Below are 24,674 nucleotides of genomic sequence, written 5' to 3'. Positions count from 1 at the left end.
CGGCCTCGCCGTGCGGATTGAGGCGCAACCCGCCGCAAGCCCCTGCCCCGCCCATGCTAAATCCACCCCGCCGGCCGGCAGAAGGCCCGTCGCGCGCCACCTTCGCAGGCGTCAGGGGTCAGGATGGCGAACTTCATCGGCGGATCAGGCAACGACACGCTCACCGGCACGGCGCAGGCCGACATCCTGCAGGGCCAGGGCGGCAACGACACCCTCTCGGGCGGCGACGGCAACGACATCCTGACCGGCGGGCGCGGCGCCGATGCGCTGTCCGGCGGCGCCGGCGGCGACACCTTCCGCTTCCTGGCGCCCGAGGAGGCGCATCTCGACCGCATCGTCGATTTCGCCAGCGGCGACCAGCTGGATTTCTCCGCCATCGCCGGCCTGGCCTTCCTGGGCACGCTGCCCTTCAGCGGCACGGCGCTGGAGATGCGCGTCGCCTGGGCGCCGGGCGTCACGCTGCTGCAGATCGACCAGCGCGGCCTCGGCGAGGCGGAGATCGTGCTGGCGCTGAACGGTACCTACCGCCTCGTGGAGACGGCGCCCGGCTCGCGCATCCTGCAACTGGCCGAGCCGCTCAACCTCAGCGGCGGCGCCGGCGCCGACACGCTCACGGGCGGCGCCGGCGACGACCGGCTGATCGGCCTCGGCGGCAACGACACGCTGGCCGGCGGCGATGGCGAGGACGTGCTGAAGGGCGGCGACGGCGAGGACCTGATCATCGGCGGCGCCGGCGCCGACATCCTGCTGGGGGGCGCGGCGAAGGACACCTACCGCTACCTCGCCGCCGAGGAGCTGCAGGGCGACATCCTGCAGGATTTCTCGGCCAGCGACGTGATCGACCTCACGCCGCTCACCTTCCTGCGCTACATCGGCGACGCCGCGTTCAGCGGCACGCCGGGGGAGATGCGCAACCAGGACAAGCGGCTGCTGCTCGACCTTGACGGCGATGGCGTGGCCGAGATCAGCGCCTGGGTCTCCGGCACCGACATGCTGGCCGAGACCAGCGCCGGCTCGCGGCGGCTGGTGCGCGTCGCGCCCGTCTCCCTGGCCGGCACGGATGGCGCCGACAGGCTGGGCGGCACCGCCAGCGGCGACCTGCTCGATGGCGGGCTGGGCGACGACCGCCTGAACGGTCTCGGCGGCAATGACCGCCTGCTCGGCGGCGGCGGCAACGATACGCTGGACGGCGGCACCGGCAACGACACGCTGGGCGGCGGCAGCGGCGACGACACGCTGGACGGCGGTGATGGCGACGACACGCTGGATGGCGGCACCGGCAACGACATCCTCGCCGGCGGAATGGGGGCCGACACGCTGCGCGGCGGCGCGGGGCAGGACGTGTTCCGCTACGCCAGCGCCGCCGAGCTGGCCGGAGACGCCATCCGCGACATGGCGGCGGATGACCGCATCGACCTCGCCGCCCTGGCCGGCTTCGCCTTCATCGGCGGTGCCGAGCTCTCCGGCACGCGCGGCGAGATCCGCTTTGGCGACGGCATGCTCTGGATCGACGCGGATGGCGACGGCGTGGCGGAGACCGGCGCCGTGGTGGCGACCGGCGGGGTGGCGCTGGAGGAGACGGCGCCCGGATCGCGGCTGCTGCAACTGGCGCTGGACCGCACCCTGCAAGGCACCGCCGGCAACGACACGCTGGATGGCGGGGCCGGCAACGACACGCTGGAGGGCGGTGCCGGCAACGACACGCTGCGCGGCGGGGCCGGCCATGACCGGCTCTCCGGTGGCGCCGGCAACGACACGCTGGAGGGCGGCGCCGGCAACGACACGCTGGAGGGCGGCGCCGGCATCGACATCTTCGTCATCACCCCGCAGGCGGGTGCGGCCGACATCATCACCGACCTCTCCAGCAGCGACCTCATCCGCATCATCGACCTTGGCTACCCGGCCTGGATCGCGGAGGCGCCCTTCAGCGGCCTGCGCCCCGAGGCGCGCCACCAGCGCAGCGGCAACGACACGCTGCTGCAGATCGACGCGGATGGCGACGGGGTGGCCGAGCAGAGCGTGCTGCTGCGCGGCGCGGGGGCCTTGCAGGAAACGGCGCCTGGCTCCGGCCTGCTGCGGCTGGCGCCGGTGGTCAACTGGCGCGGCGGCGACACGGCGAATATCGGCGTCGGCGGCGCGGGCCATGACACGCTGTATGGCGAAGGCGGCAACGACACCCTGGCCGGGCGCGGCGGCAACGACCTGCTCGATGGCGGCGCCGGCAACGACATCCTGCGCGGCGAAGGCGGCGACGACATCCTCATCGGCGGCGCGGGCAGCGACGTGCTGCAGCCCGGCACCGGGCGGGACGTGATCTCGGGTGGCGAGAACGCCGATGCCATCCGCTACCGCGCCACCGACGAGATCGGCCTGCGCGAGGACCGCATCACCGATTTCGAGCTGGGCGACCAGCTCGACCTGAGCGCCCTGGGTGGCCTCTCCCTTTCGGAGAGCGGCCTGACCCGCGTGGCCGGGCAGATGGCGGTGCTGTGGGAGAACGGCCAGTCCGTCCTGGCCATCGACATGGATGGCGACGGCGCCGCCGATCTGGCGCTGCTGCTGGACGGCCTCATGGCGCTGGAGGAAACCCGCAGCGGCTCCAACGTCCTGGTGCGCGTGCCGGACCTGACGCTGCAGGGCACGGCGGCCGACGACACCCTGGCGGGCCGCGGCGGCCGCGACCTGCTGCTCGGCCTGGAAGGCCACGACCGGCTGGATGGCGGCGCGGGCGACGACACGCTGCGCGGCGGCGCCGGCCAGGACCAGCTCCTTGGCGGCAGCGGCGACGACCTGCTCCAGGGTGACGAAGGCGACGACCTGCTCGAGGGCGGCACCGGCGCGGACACGCTGCGCGGCGGCGACGGCGCGGACATTCTGACCGGCGGCCTCGGCGCCGATACACTGACCGGCGGTGCCGGCGCCGACACCTTCCTGTTCCGCGGCGCCGCCGAGCTGGCCGGCGACCTGGTCACCGACCTGCAGGCGGAGGATGTCCTGGACCTTTCGGCCCTGGGCGCGCGGTTCATCGGCAGCGAAGCCTTCCAGGCCGGGGGCGGCGCGCAGCTCCGCGTCACCGTCTCGGCGCAAAGCTGGGTGACGGTGGACCTCGACGGCGACGGGCTGGGCGATGCCACCCTCGCCATCGGCGCCGCCACCTGGCTGGAGGAGACCGCCAGCGGCTCCGGCCTCCTGCGGCGGGTGCCGGACCTCCAGCTCACCGGCGGCGGCGGCGCCGACAGCCTCGCCGGGCGGGAGGGGGATGACCGGCTTTCCGGCCTGGGCGGCGACGACACCCTCGCCGGCGGGCGCGGCCAGGACACGCTGCTGGGCGGCGACGGCGCCGACACGCTCGATGGCGGCCTCGGCGGCGACACGCTGACCGGCGGCGCCGGCAATGACAACTTCGCCTGGAGCGCCGCCGAGCTGGCCGGCGGCTTCACCGACACCATCACCGACTTCGCGGTGGGCGACAGGATCGATCTCTCGGCCCTGCAAGGCCGCTTCATCGGCGCGGACGCCTTCGCGGCCATAGGCGAGCCGGAATTCCGCCAGTCCGGCGCGCAGCTCCTGGTGGACCGCGATGGCGACGGCTTCACCGACGGCCTGATCCAGGTCACGGGGCTGGATGGGCTGCTGGAGGAGGTGCTGCCCGGCTCCGGCCTGCTGGAACTGCCCCCCGCCCTGGCCCTGACGGGCGGCGCGGCCGCCGACATCCTCTCCGGCCGCGGCAATCACGACACCCTCTCCGGCCTGGAGGGCGACGACACCCTGCGCGGCGGTGGCGGCAACGACACGCTGCTGGGCGGCGCGGGCAACGACACGCTGCTGGGCGGCGCCGGGAATGACTGGCTGACCGGCGGTGCCGGCGCCGACACCCTGACCGGCGGCGCGGGCAATGACCGCTTCATCTTCGCCGGCGGCGATGCCGGCCCCGGCGCGGCGCGGGACACGGTGACGGATTTCTCGGCCGCCGCCTATACCGACCAGCTCGACCTCTCCGGCATCGACGCCAATGCCGATCTCGCGGGAGACCAGGCCTTCGTGCTGCGCATGGAGGCCGGCTTCACCGCCGCCGGCCAGCTCTACCTGCAGGGCGGCGTGCTCTACGGCAACACGGATGGCGATACGGAGGCCGAGTTCGAGATCGCCCTGCCCGGCATCGAGACCCTGTTCACCTGGCATTTCTGGGCCCTTTGAAGATGGCCCCTCCCGCTGCTCAAGCCCGCGGGCCTGTGCCGCGGGCAGAGGCGGCATGCCTGCCGCCTGGCCCAGCATGTCCATCGCGGTCAGGCTTTCCCGCCAGCGGGAGATCGCCTCCTCGGCCCGCTTCACACCCTGGCCGGCCTCGCCGCCTGGACGCCGGCTCCGGCACGGTGCAGATCCTGGGTGGCCGTGTGGCGATTTCCGCCCGCGTCAACGGCTCGGGCTGCGTGCAGCCTGCCAGGACCAGCAGCCAACCGGTCCAAGCAGGGCGGTGCGTGGAGCCCGGCGGCTTCTGCCCTGGTTTCCGCAAGGCGCCAAGGCCGCCTTCATGGGCTCCGAGGACTTGCAGGGGCTCAAGGTGAAGGGGGAGGAGAACGGAGCGGATTCCGAGCGGAATGGCGGAGTCTCCTCCGCCAGCCTGTTCAATCGGCGTATTGCCCGGCTTCCTGGATGATCGGCCGCCAGCGCGCCACTTCCTCGGCCAGATGGCGGCGGTGCCAGGCCGGGGTGGCCCGCTCCTGGCTGGCCGGCGCCGTCACCAGCTCGGCGAAGCGGGTCAGCAGCCGCTCCTCGCGCAGCGCGGCGCGGATGGCGGTGGCGAGGCGCTCCTGGATCTCGGCCGGCGTGCCGGCCGGCGCGTAAAGCCCGTGCCAGGTGCTCATGGCGAGGTCCGGCGCGCCGGCCTCGGCGGTGGTGGGCAGGTCCAGCCCCGGCACGCGCTGCGGCAGCGTCACCGCATAGGCCTTGATGCGGCTGTCGCGGATGAAGGGCGCCGTGTTGGTCGCCTGGTCGCAGAACAGGTCGATGCGCCCGGCCATCAGGTCGGTGATGGCGGGCGCGCTGCCGCGGAACACCACCGTGGTCAGGGCGCGGCCCGCCGCGCGCTGCAGCAGCATGCCGCAGAGCTGGTTGGCGCCGCCCAGGCCGGAATGCGCCAGCGTCAGCCCGTCGCCCTGCGCCTTGATGGCGGCCAGCACGCCGGGCAGGTCGGCGGCGGGGAAGTCGGGGCGCGCCACCACCGTCATCGCCGCGTCCGAGACGAGGCCGAGCGGCGCGAAGCTCTCCTGCACGTCATAGGGCAGCTTGCGGTAGAGCGTGGCGGTGCTGGCATGGCCGATGTGGTGCATCAGCAGGGTGTGGCCGTCGGGCCGGGCCTGCGCCACCCGCGCGGCGGCGATGGTGCCGCCCGCGCCGGTCACGTTCTCCACCACCACCGGCTGGCCGAGATCCTTCGACATGCCCTCGGCCACCAGCCGACTGACCACGTCGGTCGGGCCGCCGGCGGCGAAGGGCACGGTGATGGTGATGGAGCGGGTGGGGAAGGTCTCCGCCAGGGCGGGGGTGGCCAGCAGGGCAGGGGTGGCTGCCAGGAGCGTACGGCGGGTGAGCATGGGTGTTTCCTCCGGGGGGAAGGGCGGGGGAAGGAATTCCCTCGCGCCCCCTTCTTCTGTTTTTGTCAGTCAGACATTCGCGCTGTGGATGGCGTCGCACACCGCCTCGGTGACCTGCTTCGTGGTGGCGGTGCCGCCGAGGTCGGGGGTCAGCAGGCCGCTGGCGGTGACGCGCTCCACCGCGCGCATCAGCCGTGCGGCGGCCTCGGGCTCGCCCAGGTGCTCCAGCATCTGCGCCCCGGTCCAGAAGGTGGCGATCGGGTTGGCGATGCCCTTGCCGGCGATGTCGAAGGCCGAGCCGTGGATCGGCTCGAACATCGAGGGGAAGCGCCGCTCCGGGTCCACATTGCCGGTGGGCGCCACGCCCAGGCTGCCGGCCAGCGCGGCGGCGAGATCCGAGAGGATGTCGGCGTGCAGATTGGTGGCGACGATGGTGTCGAGGCTCTGCGGCTTCAGCACCATGCGCATGGTCATGGCGTCCACCAGCATCTTGTCCCAGGTGACGTCGGGGAATTCCTTCGAGACCTCCTCGGCGATCTCGTCCCACATCACCATGCCGAAGCGCTGCGCGTTGGACTTGGTGACAACCGTCAGGAACTTGCGCGGCCGCGCCTGCGCCAGCCGGAAGGCGTAGCGCATGATCCGCGTGACGCCGACGCGGGTGAAGATGGCCACCTCGGTGGCCACCTCCTCCGGCAGGCCACGGTGGGCGCGGCCGCCATGGCCGGCATACTCGCCCTCCGAGTTCTCGCGCACGATCACCCAGTCGAGGTCGCCCGGGCCGCAGTCGCGGAGCGGCGGCGTCACGCCGGGCAGGATCTTGGTGGGCCGCACATTGGCGTACTGGTCGAAGCCCTGGCAGATCGGCAGGCGCAGGCCCCACAGCGTCACATGGTCCGGCACGTCCGGCGCGCCGACGGCGCCGAAATAGATGGCGTCGAACTTCTTCAGCGTCGCCAGCCCGTCCGCCGGCATCATCACGCCATGCCTGCGGTAGTAATCGGAGCCCCAGGGGAATTCCTCGACATGCAGGCGGAAATCACCCATCCGCCGCTCCAGCACGGAGAGGGCCTGCAAGCCGGCGGCGATCACCTCCGGCCCGATGCCATCGGCCGGGATGGCGGCGATGCTGTATTCGCGCAACGGTGTCTCTCCTCGTCAGGTCCTGGCGCCCAGGCTAGGCTCCGCCGGGGCCGCGCCCTGCATCCGAAAGATTGCGCAAAAAAAGGCGATAATCCGTCCTGGCCGGCACAGCCTCGCGGGCGGGCGGAAGGAGAGGGCACGGTGGAACTGAAGCAGCTCAGGGCCTTCCTGGCGGTGGCGGAGGAGCTGCATTTCGGCCGCGCCGCCGCCCGGCTGAACATGCTTCCCACCGCGCTGGGCCGGCAGGTGCGGCTGCTGGAGGAGGAACTGGGCACGGCGCTGCTGCGCCGCACCACCCGGCAGGTGGCCACCACCCCGGCGGGGGATGCGCTGGCCACCGAGGCGCGGGCCATCCTGGAACATGCCGCGGCGGCGGCGCGGCTGGTGCGCGGGATGGCGGCGCATCCCGCCGGCCTGCTGCGCATCGGTGCCATCGACAGCGCGGCGGCGGGGCTGCTGCCGGGCCTGCTGGCACGCTTCCAGGCGGCGCATCCCGGCATCGCCACGCGGCTGACCGAGGCCAAGACCTCGGAGATCCTGCCGCAGCTGCGCGCGCGGCGGCTGGACCTCGGCTTCGTCCGGCCGCCGCTGCGGCCCGAGCCGGGCCTCGCCTTCCGCTGGCTGCTGCAGGAATACCCGGTGGTGGCGCTGCCGCGGCGGCATCCGCTGGCCGGCCGCCGCCGCCTGCGGCTGGAGGATCTGGCCCCGCTGCCGCTGATCCTGCCGCCCCGCCGCACCCGGCCCCACAGCCATGACGGGGTGATGCGCCTGTTCGCCGCGCTGGGCCTCTCGCCGCATGTGGCGCAGGAGGCGGAGGAGAAGCAGACCATCGTCAACCTGGTGGCGGCGGGCATCGGCATCGCGCTGCTGCCGGAATGGGCGGCGCGGATGCGGGTGCCGGGTGTGGTGTTCCGCCCCGTGGCGCTGCCCAAAGCCGCGGCGCCCCTGGAATGGGGCCTGGGCGTCGCCTGGGACCCGGATTCCCCCTGCGCCGAGCGGGCCGCCTTTCTGGCCCTGCTCGACCCCGGCCCCTGAGGGGAGGACCTGCGCGGAGAGGGCGGGCCGCCCCTCCGGCTTTTTCCGTTGCAACCGCCGCTGTGGGAGGCGCGTGATGTATTCCGCCTGTGCACCGTTTCAGAAAGTTTATCGTGCCACGCTCTATCGGGTGGGCGATCCGCCGTATTGCGTGACGGCCCGCCTCCATGGCCGCCGCCAGCCGGAACTGGACCGCCTCCTGGCCCGCCATGCCGTACGCCGGGCGGTGTTCATCACGGCCTGGAATCCATGGTCGCGGACGCCGGGGCTGGCGGCCAACCGGCGCGCCCAGGCGCGGCTGCGGGCGAGGCTGGGCCGGGTGCTGCCCGGCTTCGGCGCCTGGGCAGATGCGCCGGAGAAGGGCGAGGAAAGCCTGCTGGCACTGGGCCTGGGCGCGCGGGCGGGCGCGGCGCTGGGCCGGGCCTTCCGGCAGAACGCGGTGGTGGTGCTGCGCCGGGGTGCGCCCGCCGCGCTGCTCTGCCTGCGCTGAGACAAGGAAAGGGGGGCAAGGGGCCGCAGGCCGCCGGATGCCTGTTCTTTCGGCGGATTCTGGGTGCGGTGCGTGCAATCCCTGCCGGTCTCCAGGTTTTTGCACCCAAATCGCGCAATATGATGCTGGCCTGCCATTTGCATCGCGGGGGCTGCGAAACTCACGGACGGAGAGCCCATGGCATCGCCCGCAGCCTTACTGTCCCGCCCCCTGCCGGATGTCGGCGGCCCGGCGCAGCCGCTGCTCTCGGTGCGGGGTCTGACCAAGCACTTCCCCCTCAAGGGTGGCCTGCTCAACCGCACGCGCGGCGTGGTGCAGGCGGTGGACGATGTCAGCTTCGACCTGCGCAAGGGCGAGACGCTCGGCATCGTGGGCGAGAGCGGCTGCGGCAAGTCCACCACCTCGCGCCTCATCATGGCGCTGATGGAGCCCACCGCCGGCGAGGTGATCTTCGATGGCCAGACGGTCGGCCCCGGCGGCCTGTCGATGAAGGAATACCGCCGCCAGGTGCAGATGGTGTTCCAGGACAGCTACGCCTCGCTGAACCCGCGCCTGACCATCGAGGAATCCATCGCCTATTCGCCGCAGGTGCACGGCCTCTCGCGCCGCACCGCCATCGAGCGCGCGCATGAGCTGCTGGCGGCGGTGGGGCTGGAGCCGGGGCAGTTCGCCCGCCGCTACCCGCACGAGCTCTCGGGCGGGCAGCGCCAGCGCATCAACATCGCCCGCGCCCTGGTGTTGCGGCCGCGCCTGATCATCCTCGACGAGCCGGTCTCGGCGCTCGACAAGTCGGTCGAGGCGCAGGTGCTGAACCTGCTGATGGACCTCAAGGAGCAGTACGGCCTCACCTACCTGTTCATCAGCCACGACCTGAACGTGGTGCAGTACATGTCGGACCGCGTGCTGGTGATGTATCTCGGCCGCGTCGCCGAGTTCGGGCCGGTGGAGGCGATCTACGCGAAGGCCGCCCACCCCTACACCGCAGCCCTGCTCGACAGCCGCCCCTCGATGGACCCCGACCGCCGGCGCACCGAGCCACCCCTCTCGGGCGACCCGCCCAACCCGGTGAACCCGCCCTCCGGCTGCCGCTTCCGCACCCGCTGCCTCCATGCCGAGGATGTCTGTGCCGCCACCGTGCCGCCGCTGGCCGAGGCCGGGGAGGACCACCGCGCCGCCTGCCTGGTGCACAGCCCCGGCAGCGGCCACAGCAAGGCGATGCCCCATGCCGCATGATCCTGGCGCGAATCCGCTGGTCGAGGTGCGCGGGCTGAATGTCCGCTTCGTCTCGCGCGACGCCACGGTCAAGGCCGTCAACGGCGTGGACTTCACCCTGGCGCAGAACGAGTCCCTCTGCATCCTGGGCGAGAGCGGCTCCGGCAAGTCGGTCACGCTGCGCGCGCTGATGCGGCTCAACCCACCGAAGAAGACGGTGATGGAGGGCGCCGTGCGCGTCGGCGGCCACGACATCGTCGCGGCGCCGGAGAAGGCGATGGCCGACATCCGTGGCCGTGTGGTCTCGATGGTCTTCCAGGAGCCGATGACGGCGCTGGACCCGGTCTTCACCATCGGCAAGCAGATCGCCGAGACCATCATCCGCCATGAGGGGGTGAGCCGCGCCGAAGCCGACCGCCGTGCGCTGGGGCTGCTGGAGCTGGTGCAGATCCCCTCCGCCAAGCGCCGCCTCGCCGCCTATCCGCACGAGCTTTCCGGCGGGCTGCGGCAGCGCGCGATGATCGCCATCGCCCTCTCCTGCCGCCCGAAGCTGCTGCTGGCCGACGAGCCGACCACGGCGCTCGACGCCACGGTGCAGATCCAGATCCTGCTTCTCCTGCGCCGCTTGCAGCAGGAGCTTGGCATGGGCGTCATCTTCGTGACGCACGACCTCGGCGTGGCGGGCGAGATCGCCGACCGGGTGGCGGTGATGTATGCCGGCCGCTTCATCGAGGAAGGCCCGGTGGCCGCGCTGATGCGCGGGCCGCTGCACCCCTACGCGCGCGGCCTGATGGGCGCCACCGTCCATGCCGGGATGCGCGGCACGCGGCTGACCACCATCCCCGGCGCGCCGCCCGACCTCAGCCGCCCCGTGCAGGGCTGCGCCTTCGCGCCGCGCTGCCCGCAGGCGGGCGAGGACTGCCTGCCCGCCATGCCCGAGCTGCGCAGCCCCGCGCCCGGGCGCAATGTCCGCTGCATCCGCGTGGACGAAGCCGCATGACCCTTCATCCCCCGGCCGGAGGCCGCTAGGCCATGCTCTCCTACATCCTCCGGCGCGTGCTCTACGCCGTGCCGATCGCGCTGGCGGTCAGCCTGCTCTGCTTCCTGCTGGTGCACATCGCGCCCGGAGACCCGGTGAACGCCATCGTCCCCGCCGACGCGCCGCAGGCGGTGGTGGACCAGATCCGCGCCGAATACGGGCTGGACAAGCCGCTGCCGGTGCAGTTCGGGCTCTGGCTGCTGAAGGTGGTGCAGGGCGACCTCGGCCGCTCCCTCGCCACCGGCCGCGCCGTGACGGACGATCTGTTCGTGGCGGTGCAGAACACGCTGCGCCTCTCGCTGATCGCGGCGGCCATCGGCTTCGCGGCCGGCACGCTGCTCGGCGCCATCGCCGGCGCCTTCCGCGGCAGCTGGATCGACCGCGTGGCGGTCGGCCTGGCCGCCGCCGGCGTCTCGGTGCCGCATTACTGGCTCGGCATGGTGCTGGTCATCATCTTCAGCGTCACGGTGAATGTGCTGCCGGCGATGGGCGCCGGCCCCGGCGGCTCGGGCGACTGGGCCTGGAACTGGGAGCACATGCGCCACCTGGTGCTGCCCGCCGTCACCCTCTCCGTCATTCCCATGGGCATCGTCACCCGCACGGTGCGCGGCATCGTGGCCGAGATCCTGAACCAGGACTTCGTCAACACGCTGCGCGGCAAGGGGCTGCGCCGGGGCGGCATCCTGCTGCACGTGGCGAAGAACGCAGCGCCGGGCACGCTGGCCATCATGGGCCTGCAGCTCGGCTACCTGATGGGCGGCTCGATCCTGGTGGAGACGGTGTTCTCCTGGCCGGGCACGGGCTTCCTGCTGAACAGCGCCATCTTCCAGCGCGACATCCCGGTGCTGCAGGGCACCATCCTGGTGCTGGCGCTGTTCTTCGTCTCCCTCAACCTGCTGGTCGACCTGATGCAGACCGCGCTGGACCCGAGGATCAAGCGGGCATGAGCAGCACCGCCATGAGCACCACCACCGCCGGCCTCCCCCTGGCGCCGCAGCCGGTCGCCAGCCCCGGCTACTGGCAGGGCGTCTGGAAGCGGCTGCGGCGCGACCCGGTGACGCTGGCCTGCGGCGGCATCCTGCTGCTGATGCTGTTCGCCATCCTGGCCGCGCCGCTGCTGGCCCCGGCCGACCCCTTCCAGACCAGCATGCTCCGCCGCCTGCGCCCGGTCGGCACGCCCAACTACATCCTGGGCTCCGACGAGCTGGGGCGGGACATGCTGACGCGCCTGCTCTATGGCGGGCGGCTCTCCTGGTTCATCGGCATCACGCCCGTGGTCATCGCCTTCGGCGTGGGCGGGCTGCTCGGCATCGTCGCGGGCTTCGCCGGCGGCTGGGTGAACATGCTGATCATGCGCGTGACGGATGTGTTCTACGCCTTCCCCTCGGTGCTGCTGGCGGTGGCCATCAGCGGCGCGCTGGGGGCGGGGGTGTTCAACGCCATCCTCTCGCTCACCCTGGTGTTCATCCCGCAGATCATCCGCGTGGCGGAGAGCACCACCACCTCGGTGCGCAACCTCGACTATGTGGAGGCGGCGCGCGGCAGCGGCGCGGGGGCCATGAGCATCGTGCGCGTGCACATCCTGCCCAACGTGCTCGGGCCCATCTTCGTCTATGCCACCAGCCTGATCAGCGTCTCGATGATCATCGCCTCCGGCCTTTCCTTCCTCGGCCTCGGCACCAAGCCGCCGGAGGCGGAGTGGGGGCTGATGCTGAACACGCTGCGCAGCGCCATCTATTCGCAGCCCCTCCTCGCCATGCTGCCGGGGCTCTGCATCTTCGTCACCAGCATGTGCTTCAACCTCGTCAGCGACGGGCTGCGGGCCGCGATGGACGTGCGCAACTGACACGGTCGCCGACGGTGGCGGGAGCCATCCCGGCCTTCCGCCCCGGAGACGGCCTGCGCCGGCTCAGCCCGCCGGGCGGGGCGGGGCAGTGGAGCGCCGCACGGCCAGCCGCGCCGGCAGCACGATGCTCTCGCAGGCGCGCCCCGGCTCGGCGATCCGCTCCAGGATCAGCCGCGCCGCCGCCTCGCCGATCTGCCGCTTGGGCAGCTCCAGGCTGGTCAGCTCCACCCCGGGCAGGGCGGAGAGGTAGGTGTCGTCCACCGCCAGCAGGGAGAGGTCCTCCGGCACGCGCAGCCCGGCGGCGTGCAGCCCCTCGCGGATGCCCAGCGCCAGCAGGTCGTTGCTGGCGACGATGGCGGTGGGCCGGGCGGCGAGCAGCGCCGGCACCGCCGCGCGGCCGGATTCGAGGTCGGCGCGGGCGAGGCGGACGATCAGCCCTTCCTCCGGGCCGCCGGCCTGCCGCTCCATGAAGCCGCGATAGGTCTCCAGCCGCTCCTCCGCGCTGGTGGAGGCACGGCCGCCCATCAGCGTGATGGCGATGCGCCGGTGGCCCAGCGCCGCCAGGTGGCGCAGCCCTTCCAGCAGGGGGGCGCGGGGGTCGATGGTCACATGGTCGGTGGGCTGGGACAGGTGGCGGCGCGCCAGCAGCACCAGCGGCAGGCCGGCCGCCACCATGGCCGGCACTTCCTCGTCCCGCGAGGACCAGGGCTGCAGGATCACGCCATCCACCCGCTGGCGCAGCAGGTTCCGCACATGGCGGGCCTGCCGCTCGGGGCATGAATCGTGGCTGGCCACCAGCAGGTGGCAGCCGGCGGCCTCCAGCACCTCCGCCGCGCCGCGCGCGATCTCGCCATACATGGGGTTGGCGATGTCGGGGATGACGAGGCCCAGCGTCCAGCTCCGCCGCAGCCGCAGGCCGCGCGCGGCGGGGGAAGCGCTGTAGCCCAGCGCGTCGGCCGCCGCGCGCACGCGCGCGCGCGTCCCCTCCGCCATCCGCCCGCCGCCGGAGAGGGCATTGGAGACCGTGGCCACGGACAGGCCGCAGCGCCGCGCGACCTCGGCGATGGTGATCCGCCCCCGGCCGGTTCCGCCGGGCGGGGCGTCGTCCGGGGTGGCGGCAGGCTTCGGGCGCAGCGGCGTGTCTCCTCCCCGGGGTGGATGGCGGCGGGATAGCGGAGGCGGGGCGCCCACGCCAGCCGGTGCCCTTGACGGCCCGCCGGCAACCGCCGTTAGATGATTAAACGATTAACCAAAAAGCCCCGCCAAGGGGCGACCGCCGAGGAAACACCATGCCCCCACGATCCGCCTGCGCCGGGCCGAAGGCCGCGCCATGCTCGATGGCCGGCCCACCATCCCCTCCGCCATCACCACCGGGGTGATGGCCCGCGCCGGCCGGGACTTCGTCACCTGCGGCAGCGACATGCGCAGGCTGGTGGCGGGCGCGGCCGAGGCCATCCGCCGCTGCGGCGCCGCCGCCTGAGGCGGCCCCTCCGCCTCCGGGGGTGAGAGCCTTGCCCCCGCCCCGGCCCGGGTGGTGCGCCGCCCGCGCCGACGCAGCCGACAGAAGGGGCGGGCAACGCCCCCTGGACAAACAGCCGGGGCGGCCATGCCCCGCGGGAAGGAAACCCCACCATGCAGCGTCGCCACTGCCTCTCCGCCCTCGCCGGGCTTCCCCTCGCCCTGGGTGCCGGCGCCGGCGCCCGCGCCCAGGCCGCGGGCTGGAACCCGAGCCGCCCGGTGCGCCTCATCGTCGGCTTCGCGCCCGGCGGCAGCACCGACACCAGCGCCCGCGTCGTCGCGCAGAGCATCACCGCCGGGCTGGGCCAGCCGGTGGTGGTGGAGAACCGCACCGGCGCCGCCGGCAACATCGGCACCGAGCACGTGGCGCGCAGCGCGCCGGACGGCCACACCCTCGTCGTCGCCTCCATGGGCTCGCACGCCACCAACGCCTTCCTCTACCGCGACCTGCCCTTCGACGTGGTGCGCGACTTCGCGCCCGTCACGCAGATCTCCTTCAGTTCCTGCCTGCTGGTGGTCCATCCCTCGGTGAAGGCCGGCACGGTGGCGGATCTGGTCCGCCTCGCGCGGGAGAAGCCGGGGGCGCTGAACTGCGGCATCGCCGGCGCCGGCAGCTCGCAGCACTTCGCCGCGGCGCTGTTCGAGCACCGGGCGGATGTCCGCTTCACCCATGTCTCCTACCGCGGCGGCGCGCCGGCGATGGCCGATCTGATCGGCGGCCGCATCGACGTGATGTTCACCCCCGTGGTGGAGGCCCTTCAGCAGGCGCGGGACGGGCAGGTGCGGGCCCTCGGCATCACCCGGCCCGAGCGCGCCGCGCAGCTCGCCGACGTGCCCGCCATCGCCGAGGCGGTGCCGGGCTATGCCTTCAGCAGCTGGCTGGGGCTGTTCGCGCCGGCCGGCACACCGGAGCCGGCGGTGCGGCGCATCGCGCAGGAGGTTGCGGGCGCGATGCGCAACCCGCAGGTGCGGGCGCAGATGGAGCAGCTCGGCTACGAGCCCGTGGGCAGCACGCCGGAAGAATTCGCCGCCTTCTACCGCAGAGAGATGCAGCGGGTGGAGGAGCTGGTGCGCCTCTCCGGCGCCACGGTGAACTGAAGGCTCCCGCGCGGGCAGGGGCGGGGGGCGGTGGCGCCTCAGCCGGCCAGCGCCGCCTGCGTGGCCGGCAGCGGCTCGGGCTCGCGCCGGCGGCCACTCTCCGCCTCGAACACATGCAGCCGCGCGGCGGGCAGGCCGAGATGCAGTGCCTGGCCGCGCTGCATCCGGCCCTCCGCCGGGGCGTGCAGCACCACCGGCACGCCCTGCATCCGCGCATGCACCACGCGGCCGCTGCCGAGGTCCTCCACCATTTCCACCACCGCGGTGTGCGGCCCGCCCGCCGCGACATGCTCCGGGCGGATGCCGAGCACCACGGGGAGCCCCTCCGGCAGGCGGCCCGGCAGCGGCACCGGCGGGCCGTTCTCCAGCGCCACGGCGGCGCCGCCCTCCGCGACACGGCCCGGCATCAGGTTCATCGGCGGGGAGCCGAGGAAGCCGGCGACGAAGCGCGTCTCCGGCCGGTCATAGACGGCGCGCGGCGCGCCCACCTGCTCCACCCGCCCGGCCTGCATCACCACCAGGATGTCGGCAAGCGTCATCGCCTCCACCTGGTCGTGGGTGACGAGGAGGGAGGTGGCGCCGAGCTTCTCGTGCAGGCGGCGCAGCTCGGCGCGCATCTGCACGCGCAGCGTGGCGTCGAGGTTGGAGAGCGGCTCGTCGAACAGGAAGACGCGCGGCGCGCGCACCATGGCGCGGCCGATGGCCACGCGCTGCCGCTGCCCGCCCGAGAGCTGCGCCGGGCGGCGCGCCAGATGCTCGCTGAGCGCCAGGGATTCGGCCACGGCGCGCACCCGCGCGGCGCGCTCGGCGCGCGGCACGCCGGCCACCTTCAGCGGGTAGCCGATATTCTCGGCGACGCTCATGTGCGGGTAGAGCGCGTAGTTCTGGAACACCATGGCGCAGCCACGGTCCTTCGGCTCCAGCTCGTTGACGCGGCGGCCGGCGATGCGCGCCTCGCCGCCGGTGATCGTCTCCAGCCCCGCCAGCATCCGCAGCAGGGTGGACTTGCCGCAGCCCGAGGGGCCGAGCACGACGACGAAGGCGCCTTCCGGCAGGTCGAGCGAGACGCCGTCCACCGAGGGGCGGGCGGCGCCGGGATAGGTCTTGCTCACGCGGTCGAGCACGATGGCGGCCATGGCGGCGCTCCTCACTTCTCGGTGGCGACAAGGCCGCGGACGAACCAGCGCTGCATCAGCACGACCACGGCGAGCGGCGGCAGCATGACGGTCAGCGCCGCCGCCATGACGATGTTCCATTCCGGCAGCCCGTCGCCGCGCGGCACCAGGCGGGAGAGCTCCACCATCACGGTGCTGCGCTGCGGCTCGGTGGTGACGAGCAGCGGCCAGAGATACTGGTTCCAGGCATAGACGAACATGATGGTGGCCAGCGCCGCCATGTTGGTGCGCGAGAGCGGCAGCAGCACGTCCCGCAGGAAGCGCAGTGGCCCGGCGCCGTCCATCCGCGCCGCCTCCACCAGCTCCTCGGGGATGGTCATGAAGAACTGGCGGTAGAGGAAGGTGCCGGTGGCGGTGGCGACCAGCGGCAGGATGAGGCCGGTGTAGGAGTTGAGCATCCGCCATTCCAGCGCGATGCGGACGCCGCTCAGCGTCTCGACGAGGCCGGTGAGGCCGGTGACGTCGAGGATCGCCTGGAAGGGGCGCAGCGCGTTGGCGGCCACCGCGTAGGTCGGCACGATGCGGACCTCGAGCGGCAGCATCAGCGTGACGAAGACCAGCCAGAACACCACCGCCTTGGCGCGCCAGTCGAAGAAGACGATGGCGAAGGCGGCGAGCATGGCCAGCAGCACCTTGCCCGCCATGACGCCCACCGCGACGATGAGGCTGGTGGTGAAGCGGGCGCCGAGATCGGCGCGCGTCCAGGCGGCGGCGATGTTGTCGAGGAAATAGGGGCCGGGCAGCCAGCGCATCGGCACCGCGTTGGCGCCCGCCACGTCCTGCGTGGCGGCGACGAAGGCGAGCCAGAGCGGCAGCAGCAGGCAGGCCAGGCCCAGCGCCAGCAGCAGGTGCGTGGCGAGGTTCAGCAGGGGGCGGCGTTCGACCATCGCGGCGCGCTCACTTGTAGTGCAGCTTCCGCTCGACGAAGCGGAACTGCAGGAAGGTCATGCCGACCACGAGCAGCATCAGCACGATGCTCTGCGCGGCGGCGCCGGAGTAGTCGAGGCCCTTGAAGCCGTCGGAATAGATCTTGTAGACCATCAGGTCGGTGGAGCGGGCGGGGCCGCCGCTCGTCATCACGTCCACCAGCGCGAAGCTGTGGGTGAAGCTGTCGGTCATGTTGATGATGGCGAGGAAGAACAGCGTCGGCGCCAGCAGCGGCACCTGCAGGTCCCACATGCGGCGCAGCGGACCAGCGCCGTCCATGGCCGAGGCCTCCACCAGCGCGCGCGGCACGCTCTGCAACCCGGCGAGCAGGAAGACGAAATTGTAGGAGACGAGCTGCCACGCGCCGGCCAGCACCAGCATCGTCATGGCGTGGTTGCCGTTCAGCGTCGGGTCCCACATGCCGGGCGAGGCCTGGTTGAGGAAGGCGAAGACGCCGGAGCGCGGGTCGAAGACGAAGCGGAAGACGATGCCGATGGCGGGCGCCGCGATGGCATAGGGCCAGATGGCGGCGAGGCGGTAGCCGCGGCTGCCCTTCACCTCGCGGTCCACGAACAGCGCCAGCAGCAGCGCCACGCCGATGGCGAGCACGGTGGTGGCCACCGCGTAGAGGATGCTGATGCGGACGGAGTGCCAGTAGCCGGCGCTGGAGAAGACCGACACGAAGTTCTGCCAGCCGACCCAGGCATTGCCGCCGCCCCAGGGCTGTTCCAGCGTGAAGGCCCAGTAGAGCGCCTCGCCCGTGGGCCAGTAGAAGAAGACGAAGATGATGAGGAGCTGCGGCAGCACCAGGGCCCAGGGGAGCCAGGTGCTGCGGAACAGGGCGCGGCGTGTGTTGCTCATGGTTCTGGATGGCCCGGCCGCGCGCGGCCGGGCCTGCTCCGCTTACGGAAGCTGCTTGCCGCGGTAGGTCTGCTCGAAGCGGCGCAGCAGCTGGTTGCCCTGCTCCTGCAGCGCGGCGAGCGCCTGGTCCATCGTCTTCTGGCCGGCGAAGGCGGCCTGCATCTCGTTGGCGTAGGCGGCGCGGAACTGCGTCAGGTTGCCGAGGCGCAGGCCGCGCGAGTTCTCGGTGGGCTCGGTGAGCATCAGGCTCTGCATCGCCACCTCGCGGCCCGCATTCTCGGGCTTCTTGTAGAAGCCGTTCTGCTCCAGCCGCGCCTGGCCCGCCGCCGTCACCGGGATGTAGCCGGTGATGGTGGACCAGTATTCCTCGGATTCCGGCGTGGCGAGGAAGGCGAAGAAGGCGGCGGCCGCCTTGTACTCGCCCTCCGGCCGGCCCTTCAGCGTCCACAGCGAGGCGCCGCCGACGCGGCTGTTGATGCGCTGCGTGCCCTCATAGACAGGCACCATCACCGGCGTCCAGTCCAGCCCCTCGGCCGCGGTGCGGCGGATGGTGGAGTGGCTGGCGATGGAGCCGAAGGCCATGGCGCACTCGCCGGCGGCGAAGGAGGCGATGCCGTCCTTGCCCGATTGCGGCGTGCGGATCTGGATAAGCCCTTCCTTGTACCAGTCCAGCAGGTTGTTGAAGTGCTTCTTGATGACGCCCTGGTTGAACACATACTCGGCGTCCAGCCCGCCATAGCCGTTGGCGCGGGTGGCGACGGGAACGTTGTGGATGGCGGCGAACTGCTCGAACAGCGCCCAGCTGTCGAAATCCATCGCGATCGGGCAGGCATGGCCGGCCGCCTTCATCTTGCGCGCGGCCTCGGCCACCTGCTCCCAGGTCGCGGGGGCCTCGGCGATGCCGGCCTTCTGCCCCGCCGCGCGGTTCCAGTACATCACCGCCGTGGAGGAGTTGAAGGGGAAGGAGAGCATCTCGCCCTTCGAGGTCGCGTAGTAGGCCGCGATCGGGGGGAGGTAGTTGTTCCAGTTCACCTGGTGGCCCTGCGAGGCCATCAGCTCGCGCGCCGGGCGGTACACGCCGGCCAGCATCAGGTCCGCCGTGCCGATGTCATAGACCTGCACGACGGTCGGCTGCTCGTTGGCGCGGAAGGCGGCGATGGTGTTCTGCAGCGCCTTGGCGTAGTCGCCCTGGCTGGTGCAGGTGACGCTGTACTGCGCCTGCGAGTCGTTGAAGCGCTTGCAGACGGACTGCACCGCCTCGCTGAGCTGGCCGGTCAGGCCGTACCAGAAGGTGAAGCCCTGGCGCTGCTGGCCCTGCGCCTGCGCCTGGGCGCCGCCCAGGGCCAGGATCAGGCCGGCGGCGAGCGCGGTCTTGCGGAGCATGTCTCTCGATCCCCGATGGGTGTGCGATGCGGGGCGGCTTAGCGGCTGCCTGTGACGCGCCGCTGACGGACGCGTGACAATCCGGTTGTGGCACCGTGGATGCATTGGCATGGAAGTTTCGCGGGACTGGAACACGAGTGTCACACACTGCCCCTAAGAGCCCGCCTCGACGGAATGGGGGTCATTGTGACGGGTATCGTCGTCGAGAAGGTCACGCGCCACTTCGCGGGGCAGCCGGTGCTGAAGGGTGTGTCGCTCGCCGTGGCGGCGGGGGAGTTCGTCGCGCTGGTCGGCCCCTCCGGCTGCGGCAAATCCACGCTGATGCGGCTGATCGCCGGCATCGACCGGCCCGATGGCGGCCGCATCCTGATCAACGGGCGGGATGTGACGGCGCTGCGCCCGGCGGCGCGCAATGTCGCCATGGTGTTCCAGTCCTACGCGCTCTACCCGCATCTGACGGTGGCGGAGAACATCGCCGTGCCGCTTTCCATGCGGCGCATGGGCGTGGCGCAGCGCCTGCCGCTGATCGGCCGCATCTGGCCGGGCAGCCGCGCCGCCCGGCGCGGCATCGCCGAGGATGTGCGCAGCGCCGCGCTGGCGCTCGGCCTGACCAACCTGCTGGAGCGGCGCCCCTCGCAGCTCTCGGGCGGGCAGCGGCAGCGCGTGGCGCTGGCGCGCGCCATCGTCCGCCAGCCCGCCGCCTTCCTGATGGACGAGCCGCTCTCCAACCTCGACGCCGCGCTGCGCGTGCACACGCGCCGCGAGATCGTCGAGATCCACCGCCGCGCCGGCGCCGCCACCCTCTACGTGACGCATGACCAGTCCGAGGCGCTGACCATGGCGGACCGGGTGGCGGTGATGCAGGCGGGCGAGATCCTGCAGGTGGCCAGCCCGCGCGCCATCTATGCCGACCCGGACGATCTGCGCGTCGCCACCTTCATCGGCTCGCCGCGCATCAACACCCTGCCGGCCGAGATCGACGGCCACGGCCTTACCCGCGTCGCCGGCTTCCCGACAGGCGTGCGGCTCTGCGGCGCCGAGCGCATCACCGGCGCCGCCACCCTGGCGTTGCGGCCGGAGGATCTCTACCTGGCCGATGGCGGCATCCCGGCCACGGCGGAGGGGCTGGAGTTCCTCGGCGAGAGCCTGCTGCTGCATGCGCGGCATGTCGGCACCGGCACCGCCCTGGTGGTGCGCCTGCCGCCCGAGCTGGTGCCGGACCTGCCGCCCGGCAGCCGCGTGACGCTGGGCTTCGACCCCGCCCGCGCCCTGCTGTTCGATGCCCGCGGCCGCCGTCTGCGCGACACCGCCGTGGTGCCGGAGCCGAGCCTTGTCTGAGGCCGTCCTCTCCGCCGCCCCCGCGCGCCGCGAGGGCGCCACGGGCGAGGCGCTGACCGCCTGGGCACTCGGCCTGCCGGCGGTGCTGGCCTACCTCGTCCTGCTGCTGCTGCCGACGCTGGCCGCCATCCTGCTCGCCTTCACCGACTACGAGCTGGGCGCGCCGGCCTTCGCCTGGATCGGCCTGGACAATTTTTCCGAGTTGCTGCGCGACCGCGGCTTCGCCCAGGCGCTGCGCAACACGGTCTTCTACGTGGCGGTGGTCACGCCCGGCTCCATCCTCGGCGCGCTGGCGCTGGCGCTGCTGATCGAGGCCGGCACGCGCGGGCGCACGCTGTTCCGCGCCGTGTTCTTCCTGCCGGTGGTCTCGCTCACCGTCGCCATGGCCTCCGCCTGGCAGTACCTGCTGCACCCGAGCATCGGGCCGCTGAACGCGGTGCTGCGCCAGGTGGGCATCGACGGGCCGGCCTGGCTCTCCTCCTCCGACACGGTGATGTGGTCGCTCGCCGCCATCGGCATCTGGGAGAATCTGGGCTTCAACCTGGTGCTGTTCCTGGCCGGGCTGACCGCCATCCCGCGCGAGATGTATGCCGCCGCCGAGGTGGATGGCGCGCCCTCCGCCTGGGAGCGCTTCCGCCTCGTCACCTGGCCGATGCTGGGGCCGACCACGCTCTTCGTCCTCACCATCACCATGATCCGCTCGGTGCGGGTGTTCGACACGGTGAAGGTGCTGACCCAGGGCGGCCCGAACAGAGCCTCCGAGGTGCTGCTGCACGCCATGTATCTTGAGGGCTTCACCTATTTCCGCCTCGGCTACTCGGCGGCCATCACGCTGGTGTTCCTCGCCATCGTGCTGGCGCTGATGTGGCTGCAGACGCGCGTGCTGGACAAGCGGGTGCATTATGGTTGAGCGCAAGACCTCCCTGCTGCGCGATGCGCCGCGCCTGCTGGTCCTTTCCCTGCTCGGCCTGCTGCTGCTGATGCCCTACATCTGGATGGTGGCGGCCAGCCTGAAGCCGGCGGACGAGATTTTCCGTGCGTCTCTCTCGCTGATTCCCGAGCGCTTCGCCGTCGCGCAGAACTACGGCCGCGTGTTCGAGCTGGTGCCGGTGGCGCGCTACCTGCTGAACGGCATTATCGTCTGCGGCGGCATCCTGTTCTTCCAGCTGCTCTTCGCCATTCCCGCGGGCTACGCGCTGGCCAAGCTGAACTTCCGCGGGCGGGAGCTGGCGCTCGGCGCCGTCATGCTGGGCCTGCTGGTGCCGCCGCACGTGCCGGCGCTGCCGCTCTATGCCGGCTTCAGCCAGCTCGGCCTGCTGGACACCTACACGGCGCTGATCGCGCCCTCCACCATCTCGGTCTTCGCCATCTTCCTGTTCCGGCAGTTCTTCAAGTCGCTGCCCGACGACCTGATCCACGCCGCGCGGCTCGACGGCATGAGCGAGATGGCCATCGTCTGGCGCGTGGTGCTGCCCAATGCCTGGCCGGCGGCCACCGCCTTCGCCATCTTCTCCGTCGTCGCGCACTGGAATGACCTGTTCTGGCCGCTGATCGTCGTCAACACGCCGGAGCACGCGACACCCGCGCTCGGCGTGCTGTTCTTCCGCACCACCGAGGGCGACGACGATTTCGGCGCGCTGATGGCCGCCGCCGTCGTCATGACCGCGCCCCTCGTCATCGCCTTCCTGCTGGCGCAGCGCCGCTTCGTCGAAGGCATCGCCACCACCGGCCTCAAAGGCTGACCCCCTCTTCCGCACCGGACACCGGAGCCAAGCCCATGACCGTCACCCTCCGCCGCCGCGCCGCGCTGGCCCTGCCCGCCGCGATGCTCGCCGCCCCCCTGGCCGCGCCGCGCATCGCCCGCGCGCAGTCCACCGCCATCACGGTGCACTACGCCCAGCCCTTCATCTACAAGGGCAGCTATGACGCCATCCTGGAAGCCTTCGCCAAGGCCGAGCCGGGCATCGCGGTGAACTTCGTCACCACGCCGAACTACGAGGAGGGCGCGCAACTCATCCTGCGCCAGGCCGCCACCAACCAGCTGCCGGACCTCTCCTACCAGGGCTTCAACCGGCTGCGCGTCTTCGCCGAGCGCGGCATCGCGCAGGACCTGGCGCCGCTGCTGGCGCGCGACGGCGACCCGGCCAAGGCCGGCTACACGCCCTCGCTGCTGGCGCTGGCGCGCTTCGGCGGCATCCAGTCCGGCCTCGCCTACGCGGCCTCCAACCCCGTCTCCTACTACAATGCCGAGCTGGTGAAGCGCGCCGGCGGCGACCCGGAGAACTTCCCGCGCGACTGGGACGGGGTGCTCGACCTCGCCGCCCGCATCAACCGGCTGGGCGATGGCGTCAACGGCATGTGGTTCACCTGGAGCGGCGACGACTGGATGTTCTCCTCGCTGCTCTTCGGCCATGGCGGCCGCATGCTGAACGCGGACGAGACCGATGTCGGCTTCGGCGGCCCCGAGGGCCTCGCCGCGCTGACGCTGCTGGACCGCATGGTGAAGCAGGGCGGCATGCCGAACATGACCGCCGCCGCCGCCCGCCAGGCCTTCGCCGCCGGCAAGCTGGGCATGATCTTCCAGACCACCGCGCTGGTTCGCGGCACCCTGGCCAGCATCGGCGAGAACTTCACGCTCCGCACCACCGGCATGCCGGTGATCGACGCCGAGAAGGGCCGCCTGCCCACCGGCGGCGCCGCCGGGATGCTGACGGCGAAGGACCCGGCCAAGCGCGAGGCCGCCTGGAAGTTCCTGCGCTTCTCCACCGGCCCGGTGGGCCAGGCGCTGATGGTGCAGAACACCGGCTACCTGCCCTGCAACCAGATCGCCATCGACGATCCGCAGTATCTCGGCGCCTTCTACCGCGAGAACCCGCTCTTCATGCCGGCGGTGCGCCAGCTGCCCATCTCCATCCCCTGGTACGCCTTCCCCGGCAGCAACAGCGTGCGCGTGACGCAGACGATGGTGGACAACCTCGCCCGCATCGTCGAGCAGCGCGCGACGCCCAAGGAGGTGCAGGCCGACATGGTGGCCGAGGTGCGCCGCCTGCTGCCACGGAAGTCCTGAGCCATGGCCTTCCGCGTCGCCCAGATCAGCGACACGCACCTCTCCGCCGCGCATCCGGAGTTCACCGCGAACTTCGCGCATCTGGCGGAGCACCTGCGTGCCGTGCGGCCCGACCTCGTGCTGCACACCGGCGATGTCTCGGCGCATGGCGAGCTGGCCATCGACGACCTCCGCTTCGCCCGCGCGCAGATGGACGGGCTGGGGCTGGACTGGCTCGCCGTGCCCGGCAACCACGATGTCGGCAACGACACCGTGCTGGGCGGCGCGACGCCCGCCGATGCCGCACGCCTCGCCCGTTGGCGCGAGACTTTCGGCATGGACTGGCACCGGCGCGACATCCCTGGCTGGCGGGTGATCGGGCTGGACACGCTGATCACCACCGCCGGCCTGCCGGAGAGCGAGGCGCAGTTCGCCTTCCTGGAGGAGGCGCTGGCGACGGCGGATGGGCGCCGCATCGCGCTGTTCCAGCACAAACCGCTCTGCCGCGACCGCCTGTCGGACACCGAGATGACCTACTGGCCGGTGCTGCCGGCGGCGCGGCGCCGCCTGCTGGACCTGCTGGCGGGGCACGACGTGGCCTTCGTCGCCTCCGGCCACCTGCACCAGTGGTGGGACCGCGGCCTGTGCGACGGGCTGCGCCAGATCTGGGCGCCGGCCGTGGCCTTCGTCGTCGGCGACACCTGGCAGGAGCGCTGGGGCGGCAAGCCGCTGGGCTATGTCGAGCATGTGCTGCACGCCGATGGCGGGCATGAGTGCCGGCTGGTCGAGCCGGCGGGCCTCGACCGGCACGATATCGGCCTGATGCCGGCGGTCTATGGTCCGCATGCGCCGCTGACCGAGCACGCCTGACCTCCGGCCGCCGCCGGGGAGATCCTCCCCCGGCGGCGGCCGGCGCCATGATCCGGCCCCGGCGGCGGCGGCGGCCATGATCCGGCCCCGGCGGCCGCC

21 protein-coding genes are annotated in these 24,674 nt (G+C 72.2%); 14 read left to right on the top strand and 7 right to left on the bottom strand.

Annotated features, from left to right (window positions below):
• Window positions 1–60: 60 nt before the first annotated feature.
• Window positions 61–4,197 (top strand): calcium-binding protein, encoded by a 4,137-nt coding sequence (locus CR165_RS25520; RefSeq protein ID WP_408887528.1) that lies wholly within the window; start codon window positions 61–63, stop codon window positions 4,195–4,197.
• Window positions 4,198–4,625: 428 nt separating this feature from the next.
• Here the strand turns inward: CR165_RS25520 and CR165_RS03190 are convergent, their stop codons facing one another.
• Together CR165_RS03190 and CR165_RS03185 are read right to left on the bottom strand one after the other, a co-directional pair.
• Window positions 4,626–5,594 (bottom strand): tripartite tricarboxylate transporter substrate-binding protein, encoded by a 969-nt coding sequence (locus CR165_RS03190; RefSeq protein WP_109515528.1) that lies wholly within the window; start codon window positions 5,592–5,594, stop codon window positions 4,626–4,628.
• 69 nt (window positions 5,595–5,663) lie between these two features.
• Complete coding sequence (locus CR165_RS03185; protein WP_109515527.1) at window positions 5,664–6,737, bottom strand: tartrate dehydrogenase; 1,074 nt, start codon at window positions 6,735–6,737, stop codon at window positions 5,664–5,666.
• Between the two features lie 141 nt (window positions 6,738–6,878).
• Between CR165_RS03185 and CR165_RS03180 the strand changes: the two genes are divergently transcribed.
• The 6 genes from CR165_RS03180 (at window position 6,879) to CR165_RS03155 (ending at window position 12,359) form a co-directional block, all read left to right on the top strand.
• The gene (locus CR165_RS03180) at window positions 6,879–7,772 is read left to right on the top strand and encodes a LysR family transcriptional regulator (RefSeq protein ID WP_109515526.1); all 894 of its coding nucleotides are present in this window, start codon (window positions 6,879–6,881) and stop codon (window positions 7,770–7,772) included.
• Between the two features lie 151 nt (window positions 7,773–7,923).
• Window positions 7,924–8,262: a DUF3293 domain-containing protein gene (locus CR165_RS03175; protein WP_181377985.1), complete on the top strand. Its 339-nt coding sequence runs from the start codon at window positions 7,924–7,926 to the stop codon at window positions 8,260–8,262.
• Between the two features lie 177 nt (window positions 8,263–8,439).
• Complete coding sequence (locus CR165_RS03170; RefSeq protein WP_109515524.1) at window positions 8,440–9,495, top strand: ABC transporter ATP-binding protein; 1,056 nt, start codon at window positions 8,440–8,442, stop codon at window positions 9,493–9,495.
• The gene (locus tag CR165_RS03165) at window positions 9,485–10,474 is read left to right on the top strand and encodes an ABC transporter ATP-binding protein (RefSeq protein ID WP_109515523.1); all 990 of its coding nucleotides are present in this window, start codon (window positions 9,485–9,487) and stop codon (window positions 10,472–10,474) included. Before CR165_RS03170 ends, CR165_RS03165 begins: the two co-directional genes overlap by 11 nt.
• 32 nt (window positions 10,475–10,506) lie before the next feature.
• Window positions 10,507–11,460 (top strand): ABC transporter permease, encoded by a 954-nt coding sequence (locus CR165_RS03160; protein ID WP_109515522.1) that lies wholly within the window; start codon window positions 10,507–10,509, stop codon window positions 11,458–11,460.
• A complete protein-coding gene (locus CR165_RS03155; RefSeq protein WP_245906087.1) occupies window positions 11,457–12,359 on the top strand; it encodes an ABC transporter permease in 903 nt (300 codons plus the stop codon). The genes CR165_RS03160 and CR165_RS03155 overlap by 4 nt, the downstream gene beginning before the upstream one ends.
• A gap of 63 nt (window positions 12,360–12,422) precedes the next feature.
• Here the strand turns inward: CR165_RS03155 and CR165_RS03150 are convergent, their stop codons facing one another.
• On the bottom strand, window positions 12,423–13,550 hold the full coding sequence (locus CR165_RS03150) for a LacI family DNA-binding transcriptional regulator (protein ID WP_109515521.1): 1,128 nt from the start codon (window positions 13,548–13,550) through the stop codon (window positions 12,423–12,425).
• A gap of 139 nt (window positions 13,551–13,689) precedes the next feature.
• On the opposite strand from CR165_RS03150, the gene CR165_RS24830 reads away from it, so the two are divergent.
• Together CR165_RS24830 and CR165_RS03145 are read left to right on the top strand one after the other, a co-directional pair.
• On the top strand, window positions 13,690–13,839 hold the full coding sequence (locus CR165_RS24830) for a hypothetical protein (RefSeq protein ID WP_181377984.1): 150 nt from the start codon (window positions 13,690–13,692) through the stop codon (window positions 13,837–13,839).
• Window positions 13,840–13,991: 152 nt separating this feature from the next.
• The gene (locus tag CR165_RS03145; protein ID WP_109515520.1) at window positions 13,992–14,975 is read left to right on the top strand and encodes a Bug family tripartite tricarboxylate transporter substrate binding protein; all 984 of its coding nucleotides are present in this window, start codon (window positions 13,992–13,994) and stop codon (window positions 14,973–14,975) included.
• Between the two features lie 38 nt (window positions 14,976–15,013).
• On the opposite strand, the gene CR165_RS03140 is transcribed toward CR165_RS03145, so the two are convergent.
• From CR165_RS03140 to CR165_RS03125, 4 genes are read right to left on the bottom strand one after another with little or no spacing between them, the layout of a single operon-like run.
• Window positions 15,014–16,111 (bottom strand): ABC transporter ATP-binding protein, encoded by a 1,098-nt coding sequence (locus CR165_RS03140; RefSeq protein ID WP_109515519.1) that lies wholly within the window; start codon window positions 16,109–16,111, stop codon window positions 15,014–15,016.
• Between the two features lie 11 nt (window positions 16,112–16,122).
• A complete protein-coding gene (locus CR165_RS03135; protein WP_109515518.1) occupies window positions 16,123–17,037 on the bottom strand; it encodes an ABC transporter permease subunit in 915 nt (304 codons plus the stop codon).
• 10 nt (window positions 17,038–17,047) lie between these two features.
• The gene (locus tag CR165_RS03130; RefSeq protein WP_109515517.1) at window positions 17,048–17,938 is read right to left on the bottom strand and encodes a carbohydrate ABC transporter permease; all 891 of its coding nucleotides are present in this window, start codon (window positions 17,936–17,938) and stop codon (window positions 17,048–17,050) included.
• Between the two features lie 42 nt (window positions 17,939–17,980).
• Entirely contained in the window at window positions 17,981–19,321 is a 1,341-nt protein-coding gene (locus CR165_RS03125) for an extracellular solute-binding protein (RefSeq protein ID WP_109515516.1), read from the bottom strand.
• A 186-nt stretch (window positions 19,322–19,507) separates the two neighbouring features.
• On the opposite strand from CR165_RS03125, the gene CR165_RS03120 reads away from it, so the two are divergent.
• From CR165_RS03120 to CR165_RS03100, 5 genes are read left to right on the top strand one after another with little or no spacing between them, the layout of a single operon-like run.
• On the top strand, window positions 19,508–20,659 hold the full coding sequence (locus CR165_RS03120; protein WP_109515515.1) for an ABC transporter ATP-binding protein: 1,152 nt from the start codon (window positions 19,508–19,510) through the stop codon (window positions 20,657–20,659).
• Window positions 20,652–21,569: a carbohydrate ABC transporter permease gene (locus CR165_RS03115; protein ID WP_245906085.1), complete on the top strand. Its 918-nt coding sequence runs from the start codon at window positions 20,652–20,654 to the stop codon at window positions 21,567–21,569. Before CR165_RS03120 ends, CR165_RS03115 begins: the two co-directional genes overlap by 8 nt.
• Window positions 21,562–22,401, top strand: coding sequence for a carbohydrate ABC transporter permease (locus tag CR165_RS03110; protein ID WP_109515513.1), 840 nt, complete (start codon window positions 21,562–21,564; stop codon window positions 22,399–22,401). The genes CR165_RS03115 and CR165_RS03110 overlap by 8 nt, the downstream gene beginning before the upstream one ends.
• 35 nt (window positions 22,402–22,436) lie before the next feature.
• Complete coding sequence (locus tag CR165_RS03105) at window positions 22,437–23,726, top strand: ABC transporter substrate-binding protein (RefSeq protein WP_109515512.1); 1,290 nt, start codon at window positions 22,437–22,439, stop codon at window positions 23,724–23,726.
• Window positions 23,727–23,729: 3 nt separating this feature from the next.
• The gene (locus CR165_RS03100; RefSeq protein ID WP_109515511.1) at window positions 23,730–24,575 is read left to right on the top strand and encodes a metallophosphoesterase family protein; all 846 of its coding nucleotides are present in this window, start codon (window positions 23,730–23,732) and stop codon (window positions 24,573–24,575) included.
• The last annotated feature ends 99 nt before the right edge of the window (window positions 24,576–24,674 follow it).

This window comes from Teichococcus aestuarii (assembly GCF_003116135.1).
Classification (GTDB): Bacteria; Pseudomonadota; Alphaproteobacteria; order Acetobacterales; family Acetobacteraceae; genus Pseudoroseomonas; species Pseudoroseomonas aestuarii.
Note: the sequence above shows the minus strand (reverse complement) of the source record. Positions and strands in the feature narration are given on the sequence as shown.